15 protein-coding genes are annotated in these 14,119 nt (G+C 71.5%); 7 read left to right on the forward strand and 8 right to left on the reverse strand.

Annotated elements, in window-relative coordinates; genetic code table 11:
* The first annotated feature begins 103 nt into the window (after nt 1-103).
* Nucleotides 104-757 (forward strand): DUF1345 domain-containing protein, encoded by a 654-nt coding sequence (locus JSX79_RS00620; protein ID WP_070417431.1) that lies wholly within the window; start codon nt 104-106, stop codon nt 755-757.
* On the opposite strand, the gene JSX79_RS00625 is transcribed toward JSX79_RS00620, so the two are convergent.
* Nucleotides 750-1,682 (reverse strand): SDR family oxidoreductase, encoded by a 933-nt coding sequence (locus tag JSX79_RS00625; RefSeq protein ID WP_229084665.1) that lies wholly within the window; start codon nt 1,680-1,682, stop codon nt 750-752. The two genes, JSX79_RS00620 and JSX79_RS00625, sit on opposite strands and share 8 nt — an antisense overlap.
* 127 nt (nt 1,683-1,809) lie before the next feature.
* On the opposite strand from JSX79_RS00625, the gene JSX79_RS00630 reads away from it, so the two are divergent.
* A complete protein-coding gene (locus tag JSX79_RS00630; RefSeq protein ID WP_071302268.1) occupies nt 1,810-2,652 on the forward strand; it encodes a helix-turn-helix transcriptional regulator in 843 nt (280 codons plus the stop codon).
* Between the two features lie 12 nt (nt 2,653-2,664).
* Here the strand turns inward: JSX79_RS00630 and JSX79_RS00635 are convergent, their stop codons facing one another.
* Entirely contained in the window at nt 2,665-3,483 is an 819-nt protein-coding gene (locus tag JSX79_RS00635) for an SDR family oxidoreductase (protein ID WP_229084672.1), read from the reverse strand.
* 108 nt (nt 3,484-3,591) lie between these two features.
* The gene (locus JSX79_RS00640; protein ID WP_229084674.1) at nt 3,592-4,032 is read right to left on the reverse strand and encodes a VOC family protein; all 441 of its coding nucleotides are present in this window, start codon (nt 4,030-4,032) and stop codon (nt 3,592-3,594) included.
* A 60-nt stretch (nt 4,033-4,092) separates the two neighbouring features.
* On the opposite strand from JSX79_RS00640, the gene JSX79_RS00645 reads away from it, so the two are divergent.
* Together JSX79_RS00645 and JSX79_RS00650 are read left to right on the forward strand one after the other, a co-directional pair.
* Entirely contained in the window at nt 4,093-5,127 is a 1,035-nt protein-coding gene (locus tag JSX79_RS00645; protein ID WP_229084677.1) for a nitrilase-related carbon-nitrogen hydrolase, read from the forward strand.
* Entirely contained in the window at nt 5,124-6,143 is a 1,020-nt protein-coding gene (locus JSX79_RS00650) for an agmatine/peptidylarginine deiminase (protein WP_229084679.1), read from the forward strand. Before JSX79_RS00645 ends, JSX79_RS00650 begins: the two co-directional genes overlap by 4 nt.
* Nucleotides 6,144-6,146: 3 nt before the next feature.
* Here the strand turns inward: JSX79_RS00650 and JSX79_RS00655 are convergent, their stop codons facing one another.
* Nucleotides 6,147-7,271, reverse strand: coding sequence for an esterase family protein (locus JSX79_RS00655; protein WP_229084681.1), 1,125 nt, complete (start codon nt 7,269-7,271; stop codon nt 6,147-6,149).
* Between the two features lie 303 nt (nt 7,272-7,574).
* Here JSX79_RS00655 and JSX79_RS00660 point away from each other — a divergent pair, with 303 nt between their 5' ends.
* A complete protein-coding gene (locus JSX79_RS00660) occupies nt 7,575-8,987 on the forward strand; it encodes an APC family permease (protein ID WP_229084682.1) in 1,413 nt (470 codons plus the stop codon).
* Nucleotides 8,988-9,004: 17 nt separating this feature from the next.
* Nucleotides 9,005-10,390, forward strand: coding sequence for an NAD-dependent succinate-semialdehyde dehydrogenase (locus tag JSX79_RS00665; protein ID WP_229084684.1), 1,386 nt, complete (start codon nt 9,005-9,007; stop codon nt 10,388-10,390).
* A gap of 74 nt (nt 10,391-10,464) precedes the next feature.
* On the opposite strand, the gene glgX is transcribed toward JSX79_RS00665, so the two are convergent.
* Entirely contained in the window at nt 10,465-12,483 is a 2,019-nt protein-coding gene (gene glgX / locus JSX79_RS00670; protein ID WP_229084686.1) for a glycogen debranching protein GlgX, read from the reverse strand.
* 134 nt (nt 12,484-12,617) lie between these two features.
* Here glgX and JSX79_RS00675 point away from each other — a divergent pair, with 134 nt between their 5' ends.
* On the forward strand, nt 12,618-13,070 hold the full coding sequence (locus tag JSX79_RS00675) for a hypothetical protein (protein WP_229084688.1): 453 nt from the start codon (nt 12,618-12,620) through the stop codon (nt 13,068-13,070).
* A gap of 22 nt (nt 13,071-13,092) precedes the next feature.
* On the opposite strand, the gene JSX79_RS00680 is transcribed toward JSX79_RS00675, so the two are convergent.
* From JSX79_RS00680 to JSX79_RS00690, 3 genes are read right to left on the reverse strand one after another with little or no spacing between them, the layout of a single operon-like run.
* Nucleotides 13,093-13,245 carry a hypothetical protein gene (locus JSX79_RS00680; RefSeq protein ID WP_229084690.1) on the reverse strand — a complete coding sequence of 51 codons (153 nt, stop codon included), beginning with the start codon at nt 13,243-13,245 and terminating at the stop codon, nt 13,093-13,095.
* Nucleotides 13,246-13,297: 52 nt separating this feature from the next.
* Nucleotides 13,298-13,807, reverse strand: a complete 510-nt coding sequence (locus JSX79_RS00685; RefSeq protein ID WP_229084692.1) for a GNAT family N-acetyltransferase — start codon at nt 13,805-13,807, stop codon at nt 13,298-13,300.
* 8 nt (nt 13,808-13,815) lie between these two features.
* Complete coding sequence (locus JSX79_RS00690; protein WP_229084694.1) at nt 13,816-14,064, reverse strand: hypothetical protein; 249 nt, start codon at nt 14,062-14,064, stop codon at nt 13,816-13,818.
* Between the last annotated feature and the right edge of the window lie 55 nt (nt 14,065-14,119).

Raw genomic sequence — 14,119 nt, forward strand, 5'->3', positions numbered from 1 at the left:
CTGATGTTCCATGTTCCGGTGAGAGCGACACGGGGGTCGTACTGACCGGACCCTCACGGGTCGCTCGGGCCCGGAACGGTGTTCGAGTGCCACACTCGGAGCCGTGACGACGACGCGGACCACACCCCGGCACGAGCACCGCGGGCCGGTCGCCGTCGCCGTGCTGGTGAACCTCGCGCTGAGCCTGTTCCTGCCCGACGAGGTCCTGTTCTTCCCGTCCTGGGTGGTCCCGCTCCTCGGGGTGCTGCTCCTCACCCCGCTCATCGTGTTCAACCCTCGGCGGCTGACCCGTGAGACCACCTGGTCGCGGTGGCTGTCCACGGGCCTCGCGGTCCTGCTGACCGTCGCGAACCAGCTGACCGTCGTCCGCACGATCGACGAGCTGCTGCACGGGCACCCCGACGGCGGCGCGGTGCTCCTGACCGCCCTGCAGGTCTGGGTGAGCAGCATCATCGCGTTCGGGCTCGTGTACTGGGAGCTCGACCGTGGCGGCCCCGTCGCCCGACGGCAGCCGGGGCTGTGGGTGACCGACCGCGCCGACTTCCAGTTCCCGCAGGAGACCGACCCGAAGACAGCGGCCTGGCGGCCGGTGTACCTCGACTACCTCTACGTCGCGCTGACGAACATGATGGCGTTCAGCCCGACGGACACGATGCCGATGACCATCCGGGCGAAGATGATCATGGCCTACCAGTCGATCGGCGGGTTCATCCTGCTGGCGCTCGTGATCTCGCGCGCGGTGAACATCATCAGCTGACCGAACTCCCGACGAGCGCCTCCGACACGTCCCAGAGCCGAGCGGCGTCCTCGTCACGGAGCAACGGCGCCCACGGCTTCCGACGGCCGGCCGGTCCGCCGAGCTGCCCGGGTCCGGTCGGACCGACGAAGCCTCCGTCGAGGTCCGCGTCGGTCGCCGCGAGCAGGGCCGGCTCCGCCGCCGAGGCCGGTGTCCCGACGAGGAGCCCGCGCGCCGACAGCCAGCGGATCAGCCGGACGGCCACGGTGTCGCCCGAGCGTCCGATCTCCGGGCGTGCGGCGAGCAGGCTCGTGGGCGCGATGCCTGGGTGGCTGACCGCACTCGTGATCCCCCACCCACCGGCCCGGCTCCTCCGACCGAGCTCGAGGGCGAAGAGCGCGCACGCGAGCTTCGACTGCCCGTACGCCCGCGCGACGTCGTAGTCCCGCTCGGACTGCAGGTCGTCCCACCGGATCGAGGCACGCTGCGCCGCCACGCTCGACTGCATCACGACCCGACCGTCGGCGGCACGGAGCAGGGGGAGCAGGGCGCCGACGAGTGCGACGTGCCCGAGGTGGTTCGTGCCGAACTGCAGCTCGAAGCCGTCCCGGGTCGTCTGCCGCTCCGGCGGGTTCATCACGCCGGCGTTCCCCACGAACACGTCGATCGGCGCGCCCTCGGACCGCATCCGCTCCCCGAGCGTCGACACGGACTCCAGCGAGGAAAGGTCCAGGTCCTCGAGCAGCACGGATGCATCCGGGTGCTGCGCGGTGATCCGGGCGACGGCCGCCGCACCCTTGTCGCGGTTGCGCACCGGCACGACCACCTCCGCCCCGGCGCCGGCGAAGCGCGCGGCGATCTCCAGTCCGATGCCGTCGCTCGCTCCGGTCACCAGGACCCGGCGCCCGCCGAGGTCCGGGAGGGTGAGTCGTTCGTTCCGTGCCATGGTCCGCCTCTTCCGTCGTGGTGAGCACCCGATCCGGCACCCGAGACGATCGTCGCCGCGTCGTGCACACGCAACCACGGCCTGACGATCCGTGGCTGCGGTCGACGCCCCGGGAGAGGATGGGCGCATGATCGACCGAGCGTCCCTCGCGGACTTCCTCCGCAGCCGTCGGACGGCCCTGCAGCCCGAGGACGTCGGCCTGCCCCGGGGCCAGCGCCGTCGCACGAGCGGGCTGCGGCGCGAGGAGGCGGCGCTGCTGAGCAACATGTCCGTCGACTACTACGCGCGGCTGGAACGAGAGCGCGGACCGCAGCCGTCCGACCAGATGCTCGCGTCGATCGCGCAGGGCCTGCGCCTCACGATCGCGGAGCGCGACCACCTCTTCCGACTCGCCGGACACGAGCCCCCGACCGCGGCGTCCGGCGGCGACCACGTCAGCCCCGGCATGATGCGCATCTTCGACCGGCTCGCCGACAGCCCGGCCGAGATCGTGACCGAGCTGGGCGAGACGCTGCAGCAGACGTCCCTCGCCGCCGAACTCACCGGTGACGCCAGCGGCCGACGGGGCGACGACCGGAGCATCGGGTACCGGTGGTTCGCTGACCCGGCGTCCCGGGACGTCCACCCGGTCGAGGACCACCCCTTCCTGTCCCGGATGTACGCCTCGGGTCTCCGCACCGTCATCGCTCGCCGCGGTCCCGACTCCCGGGCCGCACACCTGGCCGAACGGCTGCTCGCGACGAGCGAGGAGTTCCGCGAGGTCTGGGCGCGCCACGAGGTCGGCATCCGCCCGCGTGACGTGAAGACATACCGCCACCCCGAGGTCGGGCTGCTCACCCTGCAGTGCCAGGTGCTGCAGGACCCCGACAGCTCGCAGAACCTGCTCGTGTACACCGCCGAACCCGGCAGCGAGACCGCCGAGCGACTCCGGCTGCTCGCCGTGGTCGGCTCGGCGGTCGGTCGCGCCTGACCTCGGAGGTCGTCAGGCGCCGTGCGCCTCCTCGGCCACCGGCTGCCACTCGCGCCAGGTCGCCAACCGCGACTCGTAGTCACGCTCCGCGATGCCGAGCGGCGCCTTGCCGAAGAACACCCGCAGCGGCGGCTCGTCCGCGTCGACGACCTTCAGGATCGCCGACCGGGTCGCCTCCGGCTTGCCCGGGTCGGCGGCGGACGGGCGCTTGGACGCGGCCTCGCGCACGTCGGCGTAGGCGGCGATCTCCTCGCTGTGCTTCGAGGACGGACCGGACCAGTCCGTCGAGAACCCGCCGGGCTCGACGAGGGTGACGTGGATGCCGAAGCCCGCGACCTCCTGGGCCAGCGACTGCGAGATCCCCTCGAGCGCCCACTTCGACGCGTGGTACGCCCCGACCGTCGGGAACGCACTGATCCCGCCGATGCTCGACACCTGGATGATGTGCCCGGACCCCTGCTCGCGCATGATCGGCAGCGCCGCCTGGGTGACCCAGAGCGCACCGAACAGGTTCGTCTCGAGCTGCGCGCGCACCTCGTCCTCGGTGAGCTCCTCGACCATGCCGAAGTGGCCGTAGCCGGCGTTGTTGACGACGACGTCGAGGGAGCCGAAGTGCTCGGCGGCACGCTGGACCGCCGCGATGTCGGCTGCACGGTCGGTGACGTCGAGCTGCAGCGCGAGGAACGTGTCCGGGTACTGGTCGACGAGGTCGTGCACGTCGTCGGGGTTGCGGGCGGTCCCGGCGACGGAGTCCCCACGCTCGAGTGCCGCTTCCGTCCACTCGCGGCCGAAGCCCTTGGACGCGCCGGTGATGAACCAGGTCTTGCTCATGTGTCCTCCTGTTGTCTGACCGGATCAGCCAACGCCCGGGGCACGGGTGTCACCTCGACGCCCGGGGGACGCGCGCGCCGACCGGACAGCCCCTCGGGCGACACCGACTCACGCCCGGGGCGCCGCGAACTCCAGGTTGACGTCGTCCGGGTCCTGCACGGACAGGATCACGAGCCCGAACGGCGGCAGGTCGGTCACCTCGCCGTGCTCGATCCCCGCCGCGTCGAGCCGGCCCACCGCGGCGTGCAGCTCGTCGACCGATGCCACCCGGAACGACACGTGGTCGAGGCCGACCCGGTCGGCGTCGAACCGGTCCCCCGCCGGCGCGACCGGCCGCAGGCCCAGCGTCTGCCCGCCGAACGTGAAGGAGCACCCGCCGTAGGTCCGCCACGGGTCGTCGTGGATCGTCGGGTCGTCGATCTGGTCGCTGAAGTCACTCCCCGGTGGCATCCCGAACAACTGCTCGTAGAAGGCCTTGCTGCGTCGGATGTCGGTGACCGTCAACCGGACGTGCGAGAAGCCGAGCGGCGTGACGATGGGTTCACTCATGCGTCCACACAACACCTCGAGGGGGTTGCGCTCGTTGATCATGCGATCAACAATGGCGTCATGGACCTCATCACCGGCACACCGCAGCGGTCTCCCCTGCACGAGGACACCGGCCGACCCCGACGCCGGGTGCGCGTCGGCCTCGTGCAGTCCCGGTGGCTCGAGGATCCCGCGGCCCACCGTGCCCAGCTCGCGAACGGCATCGCGACGGCAGCGGCGAACGGCGCCACCGCGGTGTTCCTCCCCGAACTGACGCTCTCGCGCTACCCGGGCGACACCCCCGCGACCGGCGCACCGAAGGAGTCGGCCGAGTCGCTCGAGGACGGCCCGACGGTCGCGTTCGCTCGCGCCCAGGCGGCGGAGCACGGGGTGTTCGTGCACGCCTCGCTGTACGAGCGTCCGGCCGCCGACGACCGGCCCGAGGACCCGCGCGGCTACAACACGGCCGTCCTCGTCGCGCCGGACGGCACGCTGGTCGGTCGGACGCGCAAGACGCACATCCCGATCAGCGCCGGCTACTACGAGGACACCTACTTCCGCCCGGGCACCGACGCCGACGCCTTCCCGGTGTACGAGCCGGCCGGACTCGGCGCCCGTGTGGGCCTGCCGACCTGCTGGGACGAGTGGTTCCCCGAGGTCGCGCGGTCGTACGGTCTCGCCGGCAGCGAGGTCCTCGCGTACCCGACGGCGATCGGGTCCGAGCCGTCGTTCCCCGCGTTCGACACCGCCCCGATCTGGCGGCAGGTCATCGTGGCGAACGGCATCACCTCGGGGCAGTTCATGGTGGTCCCGAACCGCTGGGGCGACGAGGGCGACATCACCTTCTACGGCTCGTCGTTCATCTCCGACCCGTTCGGCCGCGTCCTCGTCGAGGCACCGCGGGACGCGAGTGTCGTGCTCGTCGCGGACCTCGACCTCGACGCCCGCACGGAGTGGCTCCGGCTCTTCCCCTTCTACGTCACGCGCCGTCCGGACCTGTACGGCACGCTCGTCGCCCCCGTCGACGAGGAACGCCACGCGTACGGCGCACGCGACGCGATCGACGCGGCCATCGCCGTGGCGGCGACCCCCACCGGACGCGAGGTGCGCGCATGACGTGGGCCATGCCTCCCGAGACCGCCCCGCAGGAACGCACCTGGATGGCGTTCCCGCGGCCCGGGCTCACGCTCGGCGACGACCCGGCGAGCGCCGAGGGGGCGCGTGCCGTCTGGGCGGCGACCGCGAACGCGATCAGCGAGTACCAGGCCGTCACCGTGGTCGTCGACCCGGTCGCGCGCGACGACGCCCGACGCCTCCTGTCCGGCGCCGTGGACGTGCTCGAGGCGCCCCTCGACGACTTCTGGATGCGCGACATCGGTCCGACGTTCGTGGTCGACGACGTGACCGGGGCCCGTGGCGCGGTGGACTGGGTCTTCAACGGCTGGGGCGCGAACCCGTGGTCGACGTGGACGCGCGACGCCGAGGTCGCCGCCACCGTCGCCGCGGCCGCGGGCGTGGAACGGATCCCGTCACTGCTCGTGAACGAGGGCGGGGCGATCCACGTCGACGGGACCGGACGCGTCCTCGTCACCGAGACGGTCCAGCTCGATCCCCGACGGAACCCCTACGCCGACCGCGCGCGGGTGGAGCAGGAGCTGGCGCGGACGATCGGCGCGACCGACGTGGTCTGGCTGCCCCGCGGCCTCACCCGCGACTACGACGGCTTCGGCACCCGGGGGCACGTCGACATGGTGGCGACCTTCGCCGGCGCCGCGATGGACACCGTCCTGCTGCACGCCCAGCCGGACCCCGGCCACCCGGACCACCTCGTGATGCCGATCGTCCGGCGGGCGATCGAGGACGCGACGGACGCCACCATCGTCGAGCTGCCCGCACCCACGACGCTCGCCGACGCCGACGGACCCGTCGACTGGAACTACGTGAACCACGTGGTGGTGAACGGCGCGGTGATCGCGTGCGGCTTCGGGGAGCCGACGGCGGACGAGCGGGCGCGGGGGATCCTCGCGGACGTGTACCCGGGGCGCGAGGTGCGGACGATCGACGCGCGCGAGGTGTTCGCGCGGGGCGGTGGGCTGCACTGCATCACGCAGCAGGAGCCCGCGGCGCAGTAGACGTCAGGCCGCCGGCGCCCCGAGCCCCACCCGCGGCTGCAACCAGTCGAGCCCCGCGGCGAGCGCCGCCCGCGCCGTCACCCAGCTGTGCCGCCCACCCGGCACCACCCACGTGGCGACGTGCATCCCCGCTGCCCGCGCCCGCTCGGCCATCACGGGCATCACCGGCCCGTAGGTGGTGTCGAGTGCCCCGGCCGCGAAGAACGCGTTCGAGCCCCGGAACGGCGCACCGGCACGCAGGAGTGCCACGGGCTGCGCAGCCGCCCACGCCGCCCGGTTCCCGGCGAAGCCCTCGTCGACGGTCTTCGTCTCGCTGCCGAGCGTGGGCCCGTCCTCGCCGGAGACGTCGATGAGGTTGCCGAACCGCGAGGGGTTCCCCGCCCCGAGCTGGATCGCGCACGTCCCGCCCTGCGAGAACCCGCCGATGGTCCACGCCGACGCCGCGTTCTGCACCCGCAGGTGGCTCGTCACCCACGCCGGGACGTCCTCGGTGAGGTAGGTCCGGCTGTTGCCGAGCGCCCCGTCGACGCACATCGGGTTCGCCGACCGCGGACCGAGCTGATCGGGGACGACGACGATCGGTGCGAGGCCACGGTCGACGGTCGCGAGCGCGTCCATCGTCTGCTCGATCGCCCCGCCGGTCTGCACGTCCTCGGGACCGGCTCCGCGGGACTGGCCGGACAGGAGCACGTCGACGGGCAGCGCCGGTGGGTCGGCGGTGAGCGCGGCCGGGGGCAGGTACAGCAGGGCCTGGCGTGCGACGAAGTGCGATCGCGTGCCCGGGATGGTCACCCGGAGCAGCCGCCCCTGCGTCGGCAGGTCGGCCGGTGCGGTCCACGTCCTCGCCAGGTCGACACTCGCCGGAGCGGGAGTGGACCCGGGTGCCTCGGCAGCGGGGATCCCGCCGGCCGCGGTCGCGATCGGGGCGTGCGCGGAGGGGGGTGCGCTCGGCACGGTCGTCGCGCGGGCCGTGGAGGCGCGGCTCGGCTCCGCGACGACGGCCCGCCCGGCAGCGGCGGAGCCCGTCCCACCCGCACCGGTCGCGTGGGCGATGCCCCACCCACCGGCCGCACCGAGCGCGAGGCCGACCACCAGCCCGGCGGCGATCAGCCCTCGTGTCCGTGTCATCGGTCGTCCTCGTCCGTCGACGTCCGGCCCGGTGCCGGTCGTGCCGAGCCGATCGTAGGGAGCCGTGCCGGGAGTGCGCCCGCGGTTCCGGCACCGTGGCTGAGCATCTTCCCGGCCGGTCCCAGGCTCCGGTCGGCAAGCGACACCGCGTACATCCCTGCCTCGCATCGTGTACTCCGTGGCGGGTCCGACGCTGCCCGCGGCGTCGGTATCGTCAGCGGATCGGTCCACCCGATCAGGTCCGCGCACCGCCGCCCGGACCCCGGCCCCCGCAGCTCCGGCTGCGAGCAGGAGGAACTCCCCATGGCGTCACCGACCATCGTCACCGCCCCGCCCGGCACCGCGCGTGGTGGGTCCCTGAAGCGGAGTCTCGGGCTGTGGGCGATCGTCGGACTCGGCCTCGGGTACATGACGCCGACCGTGGTGTTCGACACCTTCGGCATCGTCTCCGGAGAGACGAACGGCGCCGTGCCGAGTGCGTACCTCATCGCCCTCGTGATCATGCTCCTGACGGCGATCAGCTACGGGAAGATGGTCCGCGTCTACCCGGCGGCGGGTTCGGCCTACACCTACGTGCGGGAGTCGATCCACCCGAACGCCGGCTTCATGGTCGGCTGGGCGTCCCTGCTCGACTACCTGCTGCTGCCGATGGTGAACGCGCTCATCATCCGTCTGTACCTCGAGCAGGTCTTCCCGGCACTGCCCGCGTGGGTGACGGTGGTCGTCTACACGCTGTTCGTCACGACGGTGATCTGCCTGTCGATGCGCGGGACGTCGAACCTCAACATGGTCCTGCTCATCGGGGCGATCCTCGCGATGATCGCGTTCGTCGTCTTCGCCGTGATCGAGCTCGTCGAGGGTGCCGGTGCCGGCACGGTGGTCAGCGCCGAGCCCTTCGTGCACGACGGCGTGACGATGTCGGCGCTCCTCACCGGGGCGACCGTCGTGTGCTTCTCGTTCATCGGGTTCGACGCGGTGACGATGTACACGGAGGAGGCGAAGAGCATCCGCATCATGCCGAAGGCGATCCTGCTGACCGTCCTCATCGGCGGGCTCATCTTCCTCGTCTCGGCGTACTTCGCCCAGCTCCGCTTCCCGACCAACGCCCCGTTCGGCGAGTTCACCGACGACCCGCTGCCCCAGATCGGGCTGCTCGTCGGCGGCAGGGTGTTCCAGGCGATCCTCGTCGCCGCCGGGTTCGTCGCCGCGCTCGCCTCGGGCCTGGCCTCGCACGCCAGCGTCGCCCGCATGCTGCTCGTGATGGGCCGCAACAACGTCCTGCCGAAGAAGGTCTTCGGGTACGTGAGCCCGAGGACCCGCACACCCATCCCGAACGTCGTCATCGTCGGGGCGGTCACGCTCCTCGCGATGACGTTCTCGCTCGACACCATCTCGGCGTACATCAACTTCGGCGCCCTCATCGCGTTCACGTTCGTCAACCTGACGGTCATCGTGCACTTCGCCTGGCGCGAGGGTCGCCGGCACACCGCACGCGACCGGTTCGCCTTCATCGTCCTCCCCGGGGTCGCGATGCTGCTGACCGGTGTTCTCTGGTCTCAGCTGCACGCCGACGCCCTCATCGCCGGCGGCGTCTGGGCCGCGATCGGCTTCGTGTACCTGCTGGTGATCACGAAGGGGTTCCGGATCCAGCCGAAGGGTTTCGACGAGAACCAGCCCGTCACCGGCGTCAACAAGCAGCTGACCGACCAGGTCTGAACCACACAGGAGACACGATGAACGACACGGCCACCGTCTACGCGGTCACCGACCCGGCCACCGGCCAGACCCTCGCCACGTTCCCGACGATCACCGACGACGAGCTCCGCGCGGCGATCGACACCGCCGACCGCACGCACGCCCAGTGGTCGCGCACGAGCACCGTCGCCGACCGCGCCGCGCTCCTGCACCGCGTCGCCGAGCTGTACCGGGAGCGTCGGGACGACCTCGCCGCCACGATCGTCCGCGAGATGGCGAAGCCGATCGACCAGGCCGTGGGCGAGGTCGACTTCTGCGCCGACATCTACGACTACTACGCGGACCACGCCGAGGAGTTCCTCGCCGACCAGCCGATCACCCTGGCGGACGGCAGCGAAGGCAGCGCGTTCATCCGGAAGTCCTCGATCGGCGTCCTGCTCGGCATCATGCCGTGGAACTTCCCCGCGTACCAGATCGCCCGGTTCGCCGGTCCGAACCTCGTCATCGGCAACACCGTCCTGCTCAAGCACGCCCCGCAGTGCCCGGAGTCCGCACTCGCGATCGAGCGGGTCTTCCACGACGCGGGCTTCCCTGAGGGCGCCTACACGAACGTCTTCGCCACGAACGACCAGGCGGCCGACGTCATCGCCGACCCGCGCGTCCAGGGCGTCTCCCTCACCGGCTCCGCACGCGCCGGTGCCGCCGTCGCCGAGATCGCCGGCCGCAACCTCACGAAGGTCGTCCTCGAGCTCGGCGGCTCGGACCCGTTCATCCTGCTGTCGACCGACGACCTCGACGCCGTGGTCGAATCAGCCGTCGCCACCCGCCTCGAGGGCAACGGCCAGGTCTGCAACGCCGCGAAGCGCTTCCTCGTCGCCGACCACCTGTACGACGACTTCCTGGCGAAGTTCACCGACGCGATGGCCGCGGTCTCACCCACCGACCCGACCACGCCCGGTGCCGAACTCGGTCCGCTGTCCTCACCCGCCGCTGCCGACCGGCTGCAGGAGCAGCTCGCAGCGGCCACCGCCCAGGGCGCAACCGTCGTCACCGGCGGCCAGCGTCAGGGGAACGCCTTCACCCCGACGATCCTGACCGGCGTCACGCCCGACAACGACGCCTACCGCGAGGAGTTCTTCGGCCCCGTCGCCGCCGTCTACCGGGTCGAGGACGAGGACGCCGCGATCACGATCGCGAACGACACCCCGTACGGCCTCGGCTCGTACCTCTTCACGACCGACGCCGAGCAGGCGTTGCGCGTCGCCGACCGCATCGAGGCCGGGATGGTCTACGTGAACATCGTCGGCGCGGACAGTCCGGAGCTCCCCTTCGGCGGCGTCAAGGCGAGCGGCTTCGGCCGCGAGCTCGGCCCCCTCGGGGCCGACGAGTTCGTCAACAAGAAGCTGATCCGCATCGGCGGCTGACGCCCTGGACCCGGCCCACGGACGGACGGGAGGCGCGGTGCCGGCCGGCACCGCGCCTCCCGTCCGTCGATGGTCTAGACCAGCGCCGTGAACGACGCGTCGCGCACCAGCACGGTCGCCGCGTCGTCGCCGACGGCCTGGTCCGGGTCGCTCGACAGCCCGAGGGACCAGCGCCCGCCACCCGGCTTCTCCGGCAGAGTGAACTCGACGGTGGTCTCCGACGCGTTGAGCAGCACCGCCACGGTGTCGTCGCCCTGCTGCAGGACGAGCATGACCGCCCGGTTCCCGCCGTCTGCCCAGTCGGCGTCGTCGAACCCCTTCGCGTCGGCACGGAGCACGTCGACCGTGGACGCCGAGTCGCCCGGGGCCGTGCGGTACCACTCGGGACGCAGGGACACGTGGTCGCGGCGGAACGCGATCGCCTCGGTCGTGAAGGCGAGCAGGTCCCGGTCGGCCGCGGCCCAGTCGAACCACGAGATCTCGTCGTCCTGGCAGTAGGCGTTGTTGTTGCCGCCCTGCGACCGCGCGATCTCGTCGCCGCCGAGGATCATCGGCACGCCCGCAGACAGCAGCAGCGTGCCGAGGAAGTTGCGGCGCTGCCGGTTCCGGTAGTCGTTCACCACGCCGTCGTCGGTCGGCCCCTCGACGCCGCCGTTGAACGAGGTGTTGTCACTCTCGCCGTCGTTGTTGTCCTCGCCGTTCGCCTCGTTGTGCTTCTCGGCGTACATCGTCAGGTCCGCCAGGGTGAAACCGTCGTGGGCGGTGACGAAGTCGACCGAGCACAGCGGGGAGCGCCGGGAGCCCTCGTAGACGTCCGGGCTGCCGAGCACGCGCTGGACAGCGTCGCCGAGAGTGCCCGCGTCGCCGCGCCAGAACGCGCGCAGGTCGTCGCGGTACTTGCCGTTCCACTCCGACCAGTCCGCCGGGAAGCCCCCGACCTGGTAGCCGGCGGTGTCCCACGGCTCGGCGATCATCTTCACCTCGCGGAGCACCGGGTCCTGGTGGATGATGTCGAGGAACGCCGAGTGCTTCTCCGCCTCGCCGCCCTGACGGGTCAGCGTCGTCGCGAGGTCGAAGCGGAAGCCGTCGACGTGCATCTCCTCGACCCAGTACCGGAGCGAGTCCATGACGAGGCCGAGCGCCGCGGGGTGCGACACGTTGAGGCTGTTGCCCGTGCCGGTCGTGTCGAAGTAGTTCGCCTCGTCGCCCTCGACCAGGCGGTAGTACGACTCGTTGTCGATGCCCTTGAACGAGAGCGTCGGGCCCATGTGGTTGCCCTCGGCCGTGTGGTTGTAGACGACGTCCATGATGACCTCGAGGCCGGCGGCGTGCAGGGCCTGCACCATCGCCTTGAACTCGGCGACCTGCTGGCCGGCGGTGCCGGACGACGAGTACTCGTCGTGCGGGGCGAAGAACCCGATGCTGTTGTAGCCCCAGTAGTTGCGGAGATCCTTGTCGGCGAGGGTCGAGTCCTGCACGAACTGGTGCGTCGGCAGCAGCTCGACGGCCGTCACGCCGAGGTCGGTGAGGTGCTTGATCGCCGCCGGGTGCGCGAGTCCGGCGTACGTGCCGCGGATCTCCTCGGGCACGTCCGGGTGCTGCTTCGTGAAGCCCTTGACGTGGACCTCGTACACGACGGTGTCGGCGAGGGCCGTGCGGGGTCGCGCGTCGTCGCCCCAGTCGAAGTCGCGGTCGGCGACGACGGACTTCGGCATCGCAGCGGCCGAGTCGGTCTCGTCGATCTGGTCCGGGTGCTGCATGTCGTGGCCGAACAGCGCCTGGCCCCACTCGTACGTGCCGTCGACGGCAGTGGCGTACGGGTCGAGCAGCAGCTTCGCCGGGTTGTGGCGGAGGCCCTTCGCCGGGTCCCATGCGCCGTGGACGCGGAAACCGTAGCGGGTCCCCACGGTCACGTCCGGGACGACGTCGTGGAAGGTGTAGCCGGTGCGGTTCGTGAGCTCGGTGCGGTGTTCGGTGCCGTCCTCGTCGAACCGGCAGAACTCGACGCGCTCGGCGGTGCTGGAGAAGAGAGCGACGTTCGCGCCGCCGTCGACGAGTGTCACGCCGAGCGGGGTGCGGGAGGAAGTGGTCATGTCGTCGTTCTACCGGTCGGCGACTGTGGCCTCCGCGCGCGGACGTACCCCGTTGCCGACCGAGCTGCGCGATGAAGACGAGTGCGAGCACCAGGGCGTGGTGCGCAACGCAACTCCGGTCCTAGGATCACCACGTGACCACCGGTGTTCCGCGCTCCCGCCCCGTCCTCGTGACCGCTGCCGTCGTGCTGTGGCTCGTGCTGTTCGCGTGCGACCTGGTCACACGGCTCGTGGACCTGCCCGGAACGGTGTCGTCCGGTGGCCCCTGGGCCCTCGTGCCGGTCGCCATCGGCCTGGCGATCCTCGGCTGGTTCGTGTTCGGTGCACTGCGCGTCGGCCGTGGCTCCGGACGCGCGCGGTTCTGGATGGCGGTGCTCGGTGTGGTCGGAGCCATCGGCGCCCTCCTGCCGCCGTACGGACTCACCACCGCGAACGGCGTACTGAGTGCCGTCGCCGCGTTCCTGCCGTACCTGCCCGCTGCTCGCGGGTACTTCCCGCCACGCCAGCGCCCTGCTGCCCGGGTCGCGCAGCCGCGGGTGGTCGGTTGGGACCCGGACACCGGCGAGCCCATCCGCGCCGCCGACTGACGAGGGCGCGGACCAGACCGCGCTACTGCGGTTCGGCCGGCTCGCCGCCCGAGTCGTGGTCGCTGTCCTGCTCCGGGTCCTTCGTGGCGTCGCCCGAGGGCGAGCCGTCCGGCAGGTCCTCGGTGTACTGCCGCTCGGCGTCGGTGGGGTCGCTGGTTCCGCTGGTGTCGCTCATGTCCCGGACCGTACGCGCGCTGCGTCCGGTGTCCGTCCAGGACGGGCGTCGGTCAGCGGACGAGCCGCACGGTGGAGCCGATCGGGCCGAAGCTCGACGTGGCGCCGTCCGGAGCGAATCCGTTCCGTCGGTAGAAGGCGCGCGCACGCGGGTTGTCCTCGGCGACCCACAGCGACGCCGGACGGTCACCGAGGACCGCGTCGAGGAGCGCTTGACCGCTGCCGTCGCCGTGGGCGCGCCCGAGCGCGTACAGCATCGTGAGTTCCTCGGGTCGGACGGCGTCGGGCTCGGGCGTCGCCTCCACCGCGGCGAAGCCGACGATCCCGTCAGCACCGTCGGCCACCACGGCCGCGAACGTCCCCTGGGCGAGGTTCGCGCGCCACATGTCGAGTCGCCGGCCGAGGTCGAACCACGGGTCGGTGTCCGGGTCGTCCACGAACCGGCCGTAGGTCTCGCGCCACGATGCGGTGTGCACGCGCGCGATCTCCTCGGCGTCGGCGGTCGTCGCCGGGCGGATCACCACGGCCTCGTTCCGCTCCCCCATCTGGCGCCCGTCACTCATGCCGTTCATCATCTCGTGGCGCGAACGGCTTCGTCACCATGTGCCATCGGTCGGCGTCGCGCGTTCCTCGAGGCCGGCTTGGTGGTCTCCACGGGCGTGCTCGGATCGCCGAAGAAGTCGCTGTAGACCGGCTCGTCCGGCAGGTCTTCGATGAGCCGCCGGTGGACCAGGGCGTCGACGTCGTCGGGGTGGCGCATGCCGCGCCGATGCCATTCCTCCGGCCACTGCCGAAGTTCGTCGATGGAGGGTGGGGTCACCGGAACAACAGTACGGAACGTTCTGTATGTAACGTACCGGTCGACGGACGGGAGG

The organism is Curtobacterium sp. GD1 (assembly GCF_020882855.1).
GTDB lineage: Bacteria > Actinomycetota > Actinomycetes > Actinomycetales > Microbacteriaceae > Curtobacterium.